This window comes from Staphylococcus sp. EZ-P03 (assembly GCF_003344575.1).
Classification (GTDB): domain Bacteria; phylum Bacillota; class Bacilli; order Staphylococcales; family Staphylococcaceae; genus Staphylococcus; species Staphylococcus simulans_B.
The window spans coordinates 1-15208 of sequence record NZ_QPMO01000013.1; the positions used below are offsets into that span (position 1 = coordinate 1).

Here is a 15208-nt window from a genome sequence, read left to right on the forward strand (position 1 = left end):
CCTAAGCCTTCGGCTGTCGCAATTGAACCTTCTAAACCAGCTTTATCCGCTTTCGCTTGTAATGCATTTTTAGCGTCGTTGATTGCTTTTGCCGCTGCTTTCAACTCTTCTGGAGTCTTAGTCGCATCAGCTTTCGCTGCTTCGCCTGCTGTTACTGCATTTTCTAATGGTGTAACAGTGCTTGGTTTATAGTCGTTTTTATTCACTGCATTTGCCGCATCAATTGCTTTTTGAAGTTCATCCAATGCATCTTGGCGTTCTTTCGCTGCGATGGCATCATTTAATGCTTTAGTTGCTGCCGCAACTTCAGTTGGTGTTGCGTTGGCATTGCCGTCAACTGTTTTCGCTGCTGCTAATGCGTCTTGAACCGCTTTGTCCTCTTTATCCGCTGGATTTAATGCTGGTAGTGCTTCTGCTTTTTTGATGGCTGCTTTTAAAGCCGCTTTATCTGACACAGGTTGTAAGTGATTTTGTGCATCCTTAATCGCCTGTGCAGCTGCTTTCAATTGTTCAGGTGTTGCATTAGCATCTACTGCTTTTGCTTTACCTTCATTGATAGCTGTTGTTAATGGTGCTACTGAATTAGGAGTATAGTCAGCTTTATTAACCGCTTCACCTGCAGCTATCGCTTTATTCAATTCATCTAAAGCATCTTGACGTTCTTTTGCTGCGATGGCATCATTTAATGCTTGTGTCGCTTCTGCAACTTGAGCTGGTGTTGCATTTTCATTTGCTTTGACTGCTTGTGCAGCAGCAAGTTTATCTTGTACTGCTTTATCCTCAGGATCACTTGCTTTCAAGTTTGGTAAAGCTTCTGCTTTATTAATTGCTGCTTGCAATGCAGTTTTATCTGCTTTTTGAACTAATCCTGCCTCTGCTGCTTTCAATGCTTCTGTTGCTGCTTTGATTTCATCAGTTGTTTTTGCATTTGGTGCTGCAACGATAGCTTTGCCTTCTGTTTCTTTAGTATTCAATGGCGCTACACTGTTTGGTGTATATTGATTTTTATTGATACCTGCTACTTTAGCAAGTTCTGCTTTTAACGCATCTAAAGCATCCGCATGTTCTTTTGCTGCTAAAGCGTCATTTAAAGCTTTTGTCGCTGCTTGAACTGCTGGTTGCGAAGCATTTTGATCAGCGTTGACTGTTTTACCTGCTGCTAGTGCATCAATCACTGCTTTATCTTCTTTATCCGCTGGATTTAAACCTGTAAGTGCATCTGCTTTATCAATAGCTGCTTGCAATGCGGCTTTATCAGATTTGGCTTGTAGTGCATTTTCAGCTGCTTTAAGTGCTTCTGTTGCTGCGTTGATAGCTTCAACTGTTTGATTATCAGGGTTTGCAACGATAGCTTTACCTGCATTTTCTTTTTCAGTTAAAGGTGTCACTGTTTCAGGTGTGAAGTTGTTTTTATTAATTTTCGCTGCTTTAGCTAATTCTGCTTTCAATGCATCTAATGCTGCTTGTTTAAGCGCATCCGCTGCATCTTGTGCCTTCTTAGCATTTATCGCATTATCTAATTCAACTTTTGCTGCGTCTACTGCTGCTTGATCAGCATTTTGGTCAGCATGTACCGCTTTAGCTTTTGCTAATGCTGCTTTTACTGCATCATCTTCAGGATCTCCTGATTTCAACGGCGGTAATGCTTCTGCAGTTGCAATAGATGTGTTCAATGCATTTTTATCTGCTTTTAATTTCAAAGCATTTTTAGCATCTTTAATCGCTTGTGCTGCTGCTTTTAACTGTTCAGGCGTTGCTTGTGCATCGGCTGCTTTAGCTTTTCCTGCTGTAATCGCTGCTTCAAATGGTGTAACCGTTTGAGGTGTGTAATTGTTTTTCGTTACAGCTTCAGCATCTTTGATTGCTGCGTTAAGTACATCTAATGCATCTTGACGTTCTTTCGCTGCTAATGCATCGTTTAATGTTTTTGTTGCTGCTGCTACTTGTTGTTGAGTGGCATTGGCATTGCCGTCAACTGTTTTAGCTGCTGCCAACGCATCTTGTACTGCTTTATCTTCTCTATCAGTCGGATCTAATCCTTGTAATGCTTCTGCTTTTTTGATGGCTTCTTTTAAAGCTGCTTTATCTGATACAGGCTGTAATTGATTTTGCGCATCTTTGATTGCTTTGGCTGCTGCTTTTAGTTGTTCAGGTGTTGCATGTGTATCTGCTGCTTTAGTTTCACCTGCAGTAATCGCCGCTTCAAATGGTGCGACTGTTTGAGGTGTGTAATTGCTTTTTGTTACAGCTTTTGCATCTCTGATTGCTGCGTTAAGTAAATCTAATGCATCTTGATACAATTTTTTATTAATCGCATTATTTAATGCAGTTGTAGCATCAGTGACTTGTTGTTGTGTCGCATTACCGTCAGCTTTTACTTGGTTTGCTGCTGCTAATTTATCTTGAACTGCTTTGTCTTCTTTATCTGATGGATTTAATGTACCTAACGTACCTGCTTTATCAATTGCTTTTTGCAGTTCTGTTTTATCTGCTTGACGTACTAAACCAGAAATACTGTCATTAATATCTTTAGTTGCCTGCTCGATTTGCGCTACTGTAAATTGTTTACGAACCGCTGGATCATCAGACATAGATGCTGTTACTAAAGGATTCACTTTTTGAATCATATCTTTGACTGCTTGAATACTGTTTGGTGTATAGCCGTTTGTACTTGCGACTTGCACCCCTCTAGCTACTGCTTCTTGCAATTTTTCATATGCATCCGCTCTTAACTTTTCTTGAATCGCATTAATCAAGCTGTTTTTACTGTCATCTGTCGCTGTTTGTGTCGCATTTAAATCTGCATCAACTGTTTTGGCATTGGCTAAAGCAGTTTTTAATTGCTGATCGATTGCTTTTGTCGGATCTAAGTTAGTAATCTTTTCTGCATCCGCAATTGTTTTTTTCAATGCTGTTTTATCAGCACGGCGAACTAATTGTGTTTTAGCTTGAGTCACTTCTTGTGCTTTTGTATTAAATTGTTCAGTTGAACCATTTTCAGGATGTGCTAGCAATGCTTCTCCTTCAGCTACTTTAGCGTCTAACGCTGCCACGCTGTTAGGAGTATAGTCTGCTTTATTTACTGTTTTCGCATCTGCGACTGCTGTTCTTAAAGCTTTTAATGCACGATTAGGCTGAACTGTAATATCAAATGTAGAAGTGCTGGTATTATTTGCCGCATCTGTCGCTGTTACAGTTACTGTTGATGTACCTGTTGTTGTTGGTTTACCTGTAATTTGATGTGTTGTCGGATTATAAGTTAATCCAGCAGGCAGACCTGTTACCGTTACTGTCGGTGCTGTTTGTGAATTATCTTGTGCTGCGATTGTAATCGGCGCAATCGTATTATATGCTTCAGCTGTTTGATTGCCTACTGGTGTAATTGTTGGTGCTTGTGTATCAGTTACTGTATATGTGAATGTTTTAGTCGTAGTTAATCCAGCATGGTCAGTAGCTGTAACTGTCACAGTAGATGTACCCGCCGCAGTCGGTGTACCAGAAATCGTATTGGTATCGCTGTTGAAAGTAACGCCGTCAGGCAAGCCTGTCACTGTTTTAGAGGCAAGATGTTTACTATTATCTGTAATATCTAAAACCAACGGTGCCATTTCAGTGTTTGTACCTACTGACTGATCCGCGATATCTCCGATGACCGGTGCTTGAATATCTTTTACATGATATAAAATGAACTGACTTTCATTCGTTAATTTAACCGTACGCTTTGCTTTGTTATATGTCGGTGCCAATGTATCATCTTCAGTTAATAATCTATAACCTTTATCAGCTAAATACGCAGAATGATCTTGTACAGTGATGATTTTATCTACATCACCAGATGTACGAATCGGACGGTCAAATAATTCATGTGTATCCGCATCAATAAAGTCTTCTTCAAATAATGCACCTGCAGTATAAGTGAATTCTTTAATTTTAACTTGTTGTAAGTTATACGCACCGCCTGTAGATGCCGCAATAGATAATGCATACTCATTTTTATGCGTGTATCTAAAGTAATTCTTCATATTTTGTTTCCATGTTTGACCCGCATACGTGATTGTCATATCTTTAGTTTCACCATTGTAGTCGATTGTGAACGTTTGGAATTGGTTATCCGCTGGTTGAGGATTTAACATAGTTGCGTCCCAGCCTGCGTTACCTGATTGCGTTGAAACTATACCAGATGAATTACTCCACGCAAATGCCCCGAAAGAGCCTTTATTATAGAATTGGTTCGGATCAGGATTACTTTTACCTTTCGGGTCATAGCTTTTATTTACATAAGTATCTAATTTAAAGCCGAAGGCATATTTAAGTCCGCCCATACCAACAGCAGATCCATAAAGTCCTAATTCATGTGTATTGCCCGGGTTGAAAATAAAGGCAATACCATCGCCGCCTTCTGCGCCGTTTTTAGGGTGCCCTTCCCCTTTATCACCTAAGTTGACTTCACCAGAGAAATGGAAGTCCTTATTGATGTTCATTTTAGTATCTAATGAAATTGAACCTTTTTTACTTCTTTCATTCGGAGTTAACGTCGCAATACCCGTAGATTTATCATAAGTCGCATCATCAACAGTCCAGAAATAATCATTAAAGTTTTCTGGCGTAACGACCACTTCATCTTTTTTAGTTGTATCTACACTAAAAGCACGCACAGCTGTTTTTTGTTCTGCCTCTTCTGTTCTTGGCAATGTAGCTTGCGGGCTGTAGAAGTCTTTTTCTTCTGATGCACGGCCTAATAATATTCTTAAAGCTTCTGCTTTAATTTGTTCATCCGTTAAATTGCTGACATCAATTACTGATAACACTTCGTCTATTTGAGCATTATCGTAATCAGCAGCTAAAGCTGTTCTTACTTTTTCCACTTTTTGTTCAACACTTAAAGCGGCTGCTTCAACAGTCGGTGTTGTTTGTTCAACCGCAACCGATGGTGCCGGTGTTGTTTCTGATGGTGAAACTGTTTCGCTTGCTGGTGTTTTGGCTGTTTCAGTGTTTGAAGTTGTCTCAGTTGTTTTTGCTGCTGATTGCGTTTTCGTTGAAGCTGTTTCTGCAGCTGCTTTTTTGGCTGCCTCTGCCTTTGCTTGTTCTTCTTTTTGAACCGCTTCATCTTCTGTTGTTTTAGCATGTTCAACCACTGTTTGAACATCCGCTTCTGTTTTTGCTTGCTGGATGGCTTCAGTGAATTGATGAACCTGTGTTTCAGATAAATGCTTATAAGTTTCAAGTTGCTTTAATGCTTGTGTTTTCGCAAGTTCTAAAGCACTAGGTGCTGTCTTGTCAGCATTTGTCTCTGTTGCTGGTGCTGTGTTTTCTTGCAAAGTTTCAGCTGCAGTGGTCGGCTGCGCTGTACTTGATGCTTTTGTTGCCTCAGCAACTGTTGTATCGTTTGTATTCTCTGCTGCTTTGGCTTCGCCGTTGTGACCTAAAAATAATAGAGACCCGATTAAGATAGACGCTGTTCCTACAGAAAATCTTCTAATTGAGTATCTATTCTTCAGATTAGGCAAAAAGTCCAATTTCTTCATGTGATGTCCTCCGATATATTAAGTTTTGAACTACCTTATAATTATAAATTGGAGGTACGTTTTTGTATATAATAGAAATGTTATCGTTTTTTAAGTAATTATTATTGATTGTATTTGTTGTTTACTGCATTGAATATGCAAATTTCATATATTGTTGCACCACTGCAAGCTTTAAAATCACTAATTGATGCTTACTTTGTTTTTCGTGTTTATAGTTAATATGAAGCAACTATTTTTGTGATTATTCTCTTATGAAAATTTAATATTTTTGTAACATTTAAAATCAAACTAAAGCGTTTTCTCTTGCACACACTGTATGTGTTTTGATTGTATCGAAATTAAAAAAATGGATAAACCGATCAAAATGACCCATTTATCCATGTCTATTTAGATGAATATATAATGAAATATAGAAGTTTCATGATTGCTGCATTATGATTGGTACATCCCATCATTTTGCGAAGCAATAAAATCAAAAATAAGCGCAATCAAACCCGGCTTATAATTAATAAATGACTTTGAATCAAGCATGTCTAACAGTGTCTCGCGATTCACAAAACGGATAGCTTCGACTTCCTCTGGTTCAATGGAAATATCCGTTTCATCGATATCTGCTTGAATCAAATAGATATCATCGAACCCAGCAGTGTAAGTCATAGCTAGTTGCGGACGCATTAAAGAGAAATCCAAGTCTAAATCCAGTTCTTCTTTGACTTCTCGTTGTGCTGCCTGATTGCTTGTTTCTCCTTGCATCACTGCACCAGCTGCACTAAAGTCCCATAATCCCGGCCATAGTTTTTTATCATGTTTTCTTTGTTGAATCAGCATTTCGCCTTTTTGATTAAATACACACACATGTACAACTAAATGATACGTGCCTTCTGGCAATTGGTGCCCGCGTTCAACAACTTGTCCTTTAAGTGCTTGGCGGTATTGATCATATAAATCCAGCATTTCAGACATTTTTCTGTCCCTCCTGTATTATAATCCGCACGTGCCTTCTAATGATAAAGCTTCATCAGCTTTTTGTTTGCATGCTTTTATCGGCAAGCGTTCTTCAAATGAAAATATAAAGATATCTTGAAACTTCTGAGCAAGTTCATCAGCGTTTTCTGCTTGATGCACTGCATCCATCATTTCATATACTTCCGCATCGCCCATCGTTTTATCTTGAAATTGCATCGGATTCCAATCTGCTAATAATTGGTATAAGGCAATGTTGACTTCATTCTTTTCCATTCGATCAGTACCCTCCTCTATTACTTAAAATAAGCCCGATTTGCGTCTTCACAAATCGAGCTGTATCGGATTCATTTTTCATTAAAGTACAAGATTATTTTTCTTCTACATCAATAGATTCGATGACTACATCGTGTACAGGTTTGTCTTGAGGTCCTACTTTAGTATTTGCGATATCTTCTAAAGTCGCTTCTCCATCGATTAATTGACCAAATACTGTATGTTTTTGGTCTAACCAAGGTGTACCGCCTTTTTCACCGTATGCTTCTACGATTGGTTCTGGCCAACCGCCGTCAGCTAATTGATTCAACATGTTTTCAGGTACTTCTTTCATTTGTACAATAAAGAATTGAGAACCATTTGTATTCGGTCCTGCATTAGCCATTGATAATGCGCCGTATAAGTTGAAAGCTTCCATTGAAAATTCATCTTCGAATGAACCGCCGTAAATACTTTCGCCGCCCATACCTGTTGCTGTCGGGTCGCCGCCTTGTACCATGAAATCGTTGATAACACGGTGGAATGTAATGCCGTCGTAATAACCGTTTTTAGCGTGTGTTACAAAGTTTTCTACTGTTTTCGGTGCTAAGTCCGGTAATAATTTAAATGTCATATCGCCTTTATTCGTATGCATTACTACTTTAATTTCATTATCTTGTATTTCTTTATTTAATTGAGGATAGTTTGCCATGTTAAATACTCCATTCATGTTAAGATTGATATATCACAATATTAACATATAGAACAGAAAGGAAGTATTAAAATGTTATATCGTTTCTCACATAAAACCGGAACTTACGGTGTATCTATTGTAGAAGAGAAAGACAACGGGGAAGTCTTGGTTCAAGTCGAACAAGTCATCAAGCATCCTAAACAAGGCGACTTGCATAACCCGAACGCAGTTGATGGTGTCTTCTTCCATGAACGCCGTGCACTCAGTCATTACGAAAAGAGATTCACACCACGTTCTAAATTACGTGATTTCAACGTAGAAACTTTAGATTACGCGGACTCTCTGCAGCAAGCGATTACGGATTTAGAAGAACAATTGCAGCAACAAGATACTGAACATGCAAAACGTTCTTTAGAGAACTTAAATACTCTCAAAAAAGATTACAGCGTTCAGTATAAAAAAACTTTCAAATAAAAATCATGTGTTTCTTCTTATTTAACAGTTCCGTGAAATGTAAGCGGGTTACTGAAAATCAAGGTTTTTACCCCTATCACATTGATGTATAATGGGGTTATCTTATATTCAAAGGAGGACAAATAATGAGTTGGTTACATGCAGCGGTATTGTTGCCGTTCATCTTTGCACTCATTATCCCTATTGTTTATCGTTTTATTAAACGTATACATATAGGATGGTTCGTATTGCCTGTCCCCGTCGTTTTATTTATTTATTTCTTAACTTATATTTCGACAACGATGTCAGGTAAACCTAGATTTGCGGAATTGCAATGGATGCCGCAGATCGGTATGAACTTTAATTTATATGTAGATGGCTTAAGTTTATTATTCAGTTTATTGATTACAGGTATCGGTTCACTCGTTACTTTCTATTCAATCAGCTATCTAAGCAAAAAAGAACAACTAGGGAATTTCTATTGCTATTTACTACTCTTTATGGGTGCAATGCTAGGCGTCGTTCTATCTGATAATGTCTTCATGCTGTATTTATTCTGGGAAATGACTTCATTTTCTAGTTTCTTATTAATTTCATTTTGGCGTACACGCCATGCTTCATTGTATGGTGCGCAAAAGTCATTATTAATTACAGTATTCGGCGGACTATCTTTACTCGGCGGCCTTATCTTAATGACACTTTCAGGACATTCAACAAGTATTCGCCATCTCATTGCTCATGCCTCTGAGATTCAATCGAGTCCATTCTTTATTTTGGCTATGATTTTAATACTCTTTGGCGCAATGACAAAATCTGCACAATTTCCATTTTACATATGGTTGCCAGATGCAATGGAAGCACCAACACCAGTCAGTGCTTATCTTCACTCAGCTACCATGGTAAAAGCAGGCATTTACTTAGTTGCACGTCTTACACCTATCTTCGCCTTGTCTCAAGGATGGATTTGGGCTGTAACAGCAATTGGATTAATTACATTGTTCTGGGCATCTTTAAATGCGACAAAACAAGCAGATTTGAAGGGAATCTTGGCATTCTCGACGGTTTCACAACTCGGTATGGTCATGTCCATGCTTGGTATTGGTGCAGTAAGTTTCCATTACCAAGGTGAACAAAGTCAGATGTATGCCGCAGCTTTCGTTGCAGCAGTCTTTCACTTAATCAACCATGCCACTTTCAAATGTGCCCTCTTCATGATTGCAGGTATTGTCGATCATGAAACAGGAACACGTGATGTGCGTAAATTGGGCGGACTTATGACCGTTATGCCGATTTCATTTACAATCACAGTAATTTCAGCACTAAGTATGGCCGGTGTTCCGCCGTTCAACGGATTCTTATCTAAAGAAAGTTTCCTTGAAGCGATGATTAATGTTACACATGCCGGTATTTTCAGTTTGAATACACTGGGTGTACTGATTCCGATTGTCGCAATACTCGGCAGTATTTTTACATTCGTTTATTCAGTAAGATTTATCGGTCAAATCTTCTGGGGTTCTTACAAACCGGACGATTTACCGCACAAACCACATGAACCTTCAGTATTAATGTGGATTGCGCCGGCATTTTTAGCCGTATTAGTCGTACTTTTCGGTTTATTCCCAGGTCTTTTAGCTAAACCGATTATCGATCCTGCCAGTCAGGCGATACGTAATGCTGAGCTGCCAGATGCAGAATTCCATTTATTCCATGGTTTCACACCTGCATTCTTCTCAACGTTAGTCATTTACGTCATCGGTATCTTATTGATCTTGGCTTATCATAAGTGGGTTAAAATCTTGGAAGCTATCCCTGAACGCTTAGAACTTAACTATTTCTACAATCGTTCATCTGATAACTTGCCAAGCTATTCTAAAAAAGTCACAAACACTTATATGAGCGGATTTATCCGCAATAAATTACTTGTCATTATGGGAAGTTTGATTGCGTTAGCAGTCATTACAATATTATGCATGCCATTCACATTGAATTTTGAACATGTTACACGCGTCAGATCTTATGAAATCATTATCGTAGTGATGATTCTTGCATCTGCTACAATGATTGTATTTGCGCGTTCAAGATTGTTCAGCATTATCATGTTGAGTGCGGTCGGCTATTCTATGGCGATATTCTTTATCTTCTTTAACGCACCGGACTTGGCATTGACACAATTCGTAGTTGAAACAATCTCAACAGCATTGTTCTTATTATGTTTCTACCACTTGCCTAACTTAAACCGACACAATGAATCTACTTCATTCAAAGTTGTTAATGCGATTATCGCAGGCGGCGTTGGTTTAGTAGTGACTGTACTCGGTTTAATCGCATACGGTAACAGACATTTCGAATCAATTGCACAATTCTATAAAGACAATGTGCTTAGCTTAGCGCATGGTAACAACATGGTAAACGTTATCCTTGTCGACTTCCGTGGTACCGATACATTGTTCGAATCATCTGTACTCGGTATTGCAGGACTTGGTGTTTACACATTGATTAAATTGCGCTCTAAACACAAAAACGGTTATGAAAGGGTGGAAGAAAATGAACAAACAGAAAAATGATATTATCTTTCAGTATTCAACAATCGTCATTTTCTTCCTGATCATGATGTTTGCCTTTTCGTTATTCCTTAACGGACATTATCAACCAGGAGGAGGATTTATCGGAGGCTTGCTCGTTTCAAGTTCTTTAGTACTTGTGGCAGTTTCCTATGACGTTAAAACCATGCGTAAAATCTTCCCATGGGACTTTAAAAAATTAATTGCTGCCGGCTTAACATTTTGTGTATTAACACCTATGGCAAGTTGGTTATACGGCAAGAATTTCTTCACACACAAAGTGTTTGAAATTCCGCTTCCATTATTAAAACCAATGGAAATCCACACTGCAGTCTTCTTTGACTTAGGTGTACTGCTTGCAGTAGTCGGTACAGTAATGACGATTATTTTAGCGATTGGAGAGAATGAGTAATGGAAATAATTATGATTATTGTTTGCGGTATCTTAACATCAATCAGTATCTATCTCATTTTATCTAAGAGCTTGATTCGAATCATTATCGGTACCGCTGTTCAAACGCACGCAGCCAACTTGTTTTTAATTACAATGGGCGGTTTGGGCGAAGGTACTGTACCTATTTTCAAACACGGTACAAAAAATTACGTCGACCCTATTCCGCAAGCATTGATTTTAACTGCGATTGTTATTTCATTCGCAGTAACCGCGTTCTTCTTAGTACTTGCCTTTAGAAGTTATAAAGAACTCGGAACTGACAACGTAGAAAGAATGAAGGGAGTGCCTGAAGATGATGACTCAAGATAACTTGATTGCAGCGATGCTGATTGTTCCAATGATTACAGCAGTTGTACTCGTATTTATCGGCAAGCGCCCTTTCATTAAACGTTATGTTGCTTTAGCAGGATCATTAATTGCTTTAGGTTTTGCGATTGTCAACTTCATTAACGTTTGGCACCATGGCCCTCTTAAATTAGAATTAGGTTCATGGAAAGCACCATACAGTATTGTATTTGTACTTGATTTATTCAGTGCCATTTTAGTCATTACAAGCTTGATTGTAACGATATTGATTATCTTATTCTCATATCAATCTATCGGCTTGCATCGCGAAACATATTACTATTACTTTGCAGTAATGTTTATGGAAACAGGTATCATCGGTGCCTTTATTACAGGCGATATTTTCAACATGTTCGTATTCTTCGAAGTATTTTTAATTTCGTCTTATGCATTGCTGGTTATCGGCGGTACTAAAATCCAACTGCAAGAAAGTATCAAATACTTGCTCGTAAACGTAGCATCATCAGCCTTCTTTGTTATGGCAGTCGGTATTTTATACTCTGTCGTCGGCACATTGAATATGGCTGATATCAGTAAGAAACTCGGCCACTTGTCAGATACAGACAGCGGACTGGTCAGCATTGTCTTTATCATGTTCCTATTCGTATTTGCGACAAAAGCCGGTGCTTTCCCAATGTATGTATGGTTGCCTGGTGCATATTACGCACCTCCGTTCGCAATCATCGCATTCTTTGGTGCATTGCTTACAAAAGTCGGTGTCTATGCAATCGCAAGAACATTAAGCTTGTTCTTTGCAGACTCGCTTTCATTCTCGCACTATACCGTGCTGATCTTAGCATTGCTTACGATCATCTTTGGTTCTATCGGAGCCATCAGCTATAACGACACTAAGAAAATCATCTTGTATAACATTATGATTGCGGTCGGTATTATCTTAGTCGGTGTAGCAATGATGAATGAAGATGGTATTATCGGCGCATTGTATTACACAGTCAATGACATGCTCATTAAAGCTGCTTTATTCTTCTTAATCGGTATTATGCTTAAGATTACTAATACCACAGATTTACGGAAGTTCAGCGGCTTGATTAAAGGCTATCCGATTTTAGGTTGGACATTCTTTATCGCATGTTTAAACCTTGCTGGTATTCCGCCTTTCAGCGGTTTCTACGGTAAAATGTTTATCGTCAAAGCTGCCTTTGAAAAAGGCTTCTATATCAGCGGTATTGTTGTATTGCTTTCAAGTCTGTTGATTTTATACTCTGTTATGAAAATCTTTATTAAAGGCTTCTTCGGTGAAGCAAAAGGTTATAAGATCAACCATAAATTACATTATCGCGGCTTGCTCAGCGTCGCTATTCTTGCTGTCGCATTATGTGTTGTGTTCAGTTTTGCTGCAGATTGGTTATATCCGTTTATCAAAGAAGCAGCAGTGACTTTCTACGACCCTAAAGCATATATCGACAGCGTATTGGGGGTGAAATAATATGGCAATTCAAGTTTTAGTTAATATTTTACTTGCTATATTTTGGCTGTTTGTCAATGACAGCTACACTCTTAACAATTTCGTACTCGGATTTATTTTCGGGCTGCTGCTCGTTTACTTAATGCGAAAAATTTTACCTGGTCGTTTCTACATCGTGACTTTATATTATGTGATTAAATTAATGGTGATTTTCTTAATCGAATTAATCAAAGCTAATATCGATGTTATCCGAATTGTAGTTAAACCGAAAATCGACAATCAACCAGCATTCTTCGTCTATGACACAGATTTAAAACAGTCTTGGGAAGTTGTCGTATTAAGTACCCTCATCACTTTAACTCCAGGAACGATTGTTCTCGGTGTCAGTGATGATCAAACAAAAATCTATATTCACTGTTTAGATTTCAGTACTAAAGAAGAAGAAATCGAAGGTATCAAATCGTCATTAGAAAAAGCTGTCAGAGAGGTGGGAGAAGCATAATGTTTGCCTTTAACGTAGTAATTATCATTGCACTTGTCATTGTTGCACTGTCGATTCTAGGTATGCTTGTCCGTGTAATGCTCGGCCCTTCTCTTGCAGACCGAGTTGTGGCCCTAGATGCGATTGGTATTCAGCTGATGGCTATCGTCGCATTGTTCAGTATCTTCTTAGATACAAAATACATGATTTCCGCAATACTTTTAATCGGAATTATCGCATTCCTAGGTACAGCTGTTTTCGCCAAATATATGCAGAAAGGCAAGGTGATCGAACATGATAGAAACAGTAATGATTAGTTTAGCATTATTCTTTGTTGTCATCGGAGCGATCATCAGCGCCCTTTCTTCAATCGGTATCCTGCGTCTTAAAGATGTTTACGGACGTTCTCACGCAGCTGGTAAAGCAGCTACATTAGGATCTATGAGTTTGATGCTCGGTGTTTTCTTATACTTTATCGGTAAAGACCACTTCGTTAATCCGCAGTTATTAATCGGGATTTTATTCATTTTAATTACAGGTCCTTTATCCAGCCACTTGATTATCAAAGCGGCATATAAAGTCAAAACACCTTATTCTAAATCAACACAATTAGATGAAATCAACGAAGCACAACAAGAAAAACCAAAACCTGCCAGTAAATCATAATGAAGATTTCAGACGCTGTAAAAGCTGTTTAATCAGTCTTTTACAGCGTCTTTTTTATTGGCTCTAACTTGAGAACAGCAGTCACTTGTGCTATATTAAATAAATCGAAACTATTACGATTTAAGAAGGTGACGCTATGTCTTGGACAATCGTTGGCGGCGGTATTCACGCTGTAACAATTGCTATAAAATTACGCGCTTCAGGCCTTCCTGCTGAAGCATTGACTATTATTGACCCTCATGACTCCTTGTGTGAACAATTTGATGACTTCTCATGCCGAATCGGTATGCCATTCTTACGCTCACCGCATGTGCATCATGTACATCCCGATCCTTTCCACTTGAAAAAATTCGCCAAACACCACCAATATACCGGAGCAACTTACGGTAAATATCAGCGCCCGCAACGTGATATGTTCATGGACCATGTGCATAAAATGCTGCATGAATTCGATTTAAACAGCCGCCACATTAAAGATATTGCGACGAACGTCGAACAAGTCGATGGGCAATGGAAAGTCGATATGAAAGCACACGACAGTGTTATCAGCGACCACCTCTTATTAGCCATCGGCAGTAATAATATCCCGCACATTCCAGATATGTATCAAAATCAGCCTGATGTACAACATATCTTTGATGATACAGAAACACCTTATCATAATGCGTCTCACGTCATCGGCAGCGGTATCACTGCAGCACATTTAACATTAAAATTGATTGAAGATTCCGCTTCTGATGTAATCCACTTATGGATGAATAAAGATATAGAAGTTTATGATTTTGATGCTGATCCAGGATGGCTCGGTCCGAAGAAAATGACACATTATCGTGAAATCGATTCATCCAAAGAGCGCTTGAATATCATTGCTCAAGAACGTCACAAAGGCTCTATGCCTAAAGAGCTTTATTTGCGTCTTAAGAAGCATGTTCAAGAAGGACAGCTTCAAATACATGTAAATGAAATCAAAGACATTAAAGACCACCAAATCATCACTGACAAAGCAGCGTATGATTATGATACTATCCTGCTTGCGACAGGCTTTAAAAATAATATAATGCAGCTACCTGTCATTCAAAACTTTGTGCAGCACAACCAAGCACCTTTAACAGAAACAAAGCACCCTAAACTAAGCGAAAGCTTAGAATGGATGCCTGGTGTATTTGTATCCGGTGCACTTGCAGATATAGAGTTAGGACCATTCGCAAGAAGCTTTGCGGGCGGCAGAGAAGCTGCTGACCGTATTGCTAAAGCCTATCTCAATGAAGATGTTAAAGTTTCATAGCATAAAAATAGGTTCTCCACCATTTGTGGTGGGTGAATAATTTAAAGAACTTAATTTTGATTGGAATTCTTCGAATTCTATCATTTAGACAACCATCCGAT

The 15208-nt window shown here is 38.6% G+C and carries 13 protein-coding genes; 9 read left to right on the plus strand and 4 right to left on the minus strand.

Annotated elements, in window-relative coordinates:
• The 4 genes from DVJ99_RS07470 to DVJ99_RS07485 all read right to left on the minus strand — a co-directional run.
• The coding region (locus DVJ99_RS07470) for a lectin-like domain-containing protein (RefSeq protein ID WP_114603755.1) at positions 1–5525 on the minus strand (5525 nt) is incomplete at its 3' end.
• 432 nt (positions 5526–5957) lie between these two features.
• Positions 5958–6488, minus strand: a complete 531-nt coding sequence (locus DVJ99_RS07475) for an NUDIX hydrolase (RefSeq protein ID WP_114603756.1) — start codon at positions 6486–6488, stop codon at positions 5958–5960.
• A gap of 18 nt (positions 6489–6506) precedes the next feature.
• Positions 6507–6764, minus strand: a complete 258-nt coding sequence (locus DVJ99_RS07480; protein WP_114603757.1) for a DUF1871 family protein — start codon at positions 6762–6764, stop codon at positions 6507–6509.
• Positions 6765–6858: 94 nt separating this feature from the next.
• On the minus strand, positions 6859–7455 hold the full coding sequence (locus DVJ99_RS07485; protein ID WP_105993651.1) for a peptidylprolyl isomerase: 597 nt from the start codon (positions 7453–7455) through the stop codon (positions 6859–6861).
• A gap of 72 nt (positions 7456–7527) precedes the next feature.
• On the opposite strand from DVJ99_RS07485, the gene DVJ99_RS07490 reads away from it, so the two are divergent.
• From DVJ99_RS07490 to DVJ99_RS07530, 9 genes are all read left to right on the plus strand, one after another.
• Positions 7528–7911 carry a kinase-associated lipoprotein B gene (locus tag DVJ99_RS07490; protein ID WP_114603758.1) on the plus strand — a complete coding sequence of 128 codons (384 nt, stop codon included), beginning with the start codon at positions 7528–7530 and terminating at the stop codon, positions 7909–7911.
• A gap of 125 nt (positions 7912–8036) precedes the next feature.
• Positions 8037–10454 carry a Na+/H+ antiporter subunit A gene (locus DVJ99_RS07495; RefSeq protein ID WP_105993649.1) on the plus strand — a complete coding sequence of 806 codons (2418 nt, stop codon included), beginning with the start codon at positions 8037–8039 and terminating at the stop codon, positions 10452–10454.
• Positions 10435–10863: a Na(+)/H(+) antiporter subunit B gene (locus DVJ99_RS07500; RefSeq protein ID WP_105993648.1), complete on the plus strand. Its 429-nt coding sequence runs from the start codon at positions 10435–10437 to the stop codon at positions 10861–10863. Before DVJ99_RS07495 ends, DVJ99_RS07500 begins: the two co-directional genes overlap by 20 nt.
• Complete coding sequence (mnhC1, locus tag DVJ99_RS07505) at positions 10863–11213, plus strand: Na+/H+ antiporter Mnh1 subunit C (RefSeq protein ID WP_105993647.1); 351 nt, start codon at positions 10863–10865, stop codon at positions 11211–11213. The genes DVJ99_RS07500 and mnhC1 overlap by 1 nt, the downstream gene beginning before the upstream one ends.
• The gene (locus DVJ99_RS07510; protein WP_114603763.1) at positions 11200–12696 is read left to right on the plus strand and encodes a Na+/H+ antiporter subunit D; all 1497 of its coding nucleotides are present in this window, start codon (positions 11200–11202) and stop codon (positions 12694–12696) included. Before mnhC1 ends, DVJ99_RS07510 begins: the two co-directional genes overlap by 14 nt.
• A 1-nt stretch (position 12697) precedes the next feature.
• Positions 12698–13177, plus strand: a complete 480-nt coding sequence (locus DVJ99_RS07515) for a Na+/H+ antiporter subunit E (protein WP_114603759.1) — start codon at positions 12698–12700, stop codon at positions 13175–13177.
• Complete coding sequence (locus DVJ99_RS07520) at positions 13177–13473, plus strand: Na(+)/H(+) antiporter subunit F1 (RefSeq protein WP_114603760.1); 297 nt, start codon at positions 13177–13179, stop codon at positions 13471–13473. Before DVJ99_RS07515 ends, DVJ99_RS07520 begins: the two co-directional genes overlap by 1 nt.
• Positions 13451–13822, plus strand: a complete 372-nt coding sequence (locus DVJ99_RS07525) for a Na+/H+ antiporter subunit G1 (RefSeq protein WP_114603761.1) — start codon at positions 13451–13453, stop codon at positions 13820–13822. The genes DVJ99_RS07520 and DVJ99_RS07525 overlap by 23 nt, the downstream gene beginning before the upstream one ends.
• A gap of 136 nt (positions 13823–13958) precedes the next feature.
• Positions 13959–15107, plus strand: coding sequence for an FAD/NAD(P)-binding protein (locus DVJ99_RS07530; RefSeq protein ID WP_114603762.1), 1149 nt, complete (start codon positions 13959–13961; stop codon positions 15105–15107).
• Positions 15108–15208 lie beyond the last annotated feature (101 nt).

Excerpts from the sequence above, each read along its gene's own strand:
- DVJ99_RS07475 (WP_114603756.1), bottom strand. The coding sequence starts at position 6,488 with ATGTCTGAAATGCTGGATTTATATGATCAATACCGCCAAGCACTTAAA.
- DVJ99_RS07480 (WP_114603757.1), bottom strand. The coding sequence starts at position 6,764 with ATGGAAAAGAATGAAGTCAACATTGCCTTATACCAATTATTAGCAGAT.
- DVJ99_RS07485 (WP_105993651.1), bottom strand. The coding sequence starts at position 7,455 with ATGGCAAACTATCCTCAATTAAATAAAGAAATACAAGATAATGAAATT.
- DVJ99_RS07490 (WP_114603758.1), top strand. The coding sequence starts at position 7,528 with ATGTTATATCGTTTCTCACATAAAACCGGAACTTACGGTGTATCTATT.
- DVJ99_RS07495 (WP_105993649.1), top strand. The coding sequence starts at position 8,037 with ATGAGTTGGTTACATGCAGCGGTATTGTTGCCGTTCATCTTTGCACTC.
- DVJ99_RS07500 (WP_105993648.1), top strand. The coding sequence starts at position 10,435 with ATGAACAAACAGAAAAATGATATTATCTTTCAGTATTCAACAATCGTC.
- mnhC1 (WP_105993647.1), top strand. The coding sequence starts at position 10,863 with ATGGAAATAATTATGATTATTGTTTGCGGTATCTTAACATCAATCAGT.
- DVJ99_RS07510 (WP_114603763.1), top strand. The coding sequence starts at position 11,200 with ATGACTCAAGATAACTTGATTGCAGCGATGCTGATTGTTCCAATGATT.
- DVJ99_RS07515 (WP_114603759.1), top strand. The coding sequence starts at position 12,698 with ATGGCAATTCAAGTTTTAGTTAATATTTTACTTGCTATATTTTGGCTG.
- DVJ99_RS07520 (WP_114603760.1), top strand. The coding sequence starts at position 13,177 with ATGTTTGCCTTTAACGTAGTAATTATCATTGCACTTGTCATTGTTGCA.
- DVJ99_RS07525 (WP_114603761.1), top strand. The coding sequence starts at position 13,451 with ATGATAGAAACAGTAATGATTAGTTTAGCATTATTCTTTGTTGTCATC.
- DVJ99_RS07530 (WP_114603762.1), top strand. The coding sequence starts at position 13,959 with ATGTCTTGGACAATCGTTGGCGGCGGTATTCACGCTGTAACAATTGCT.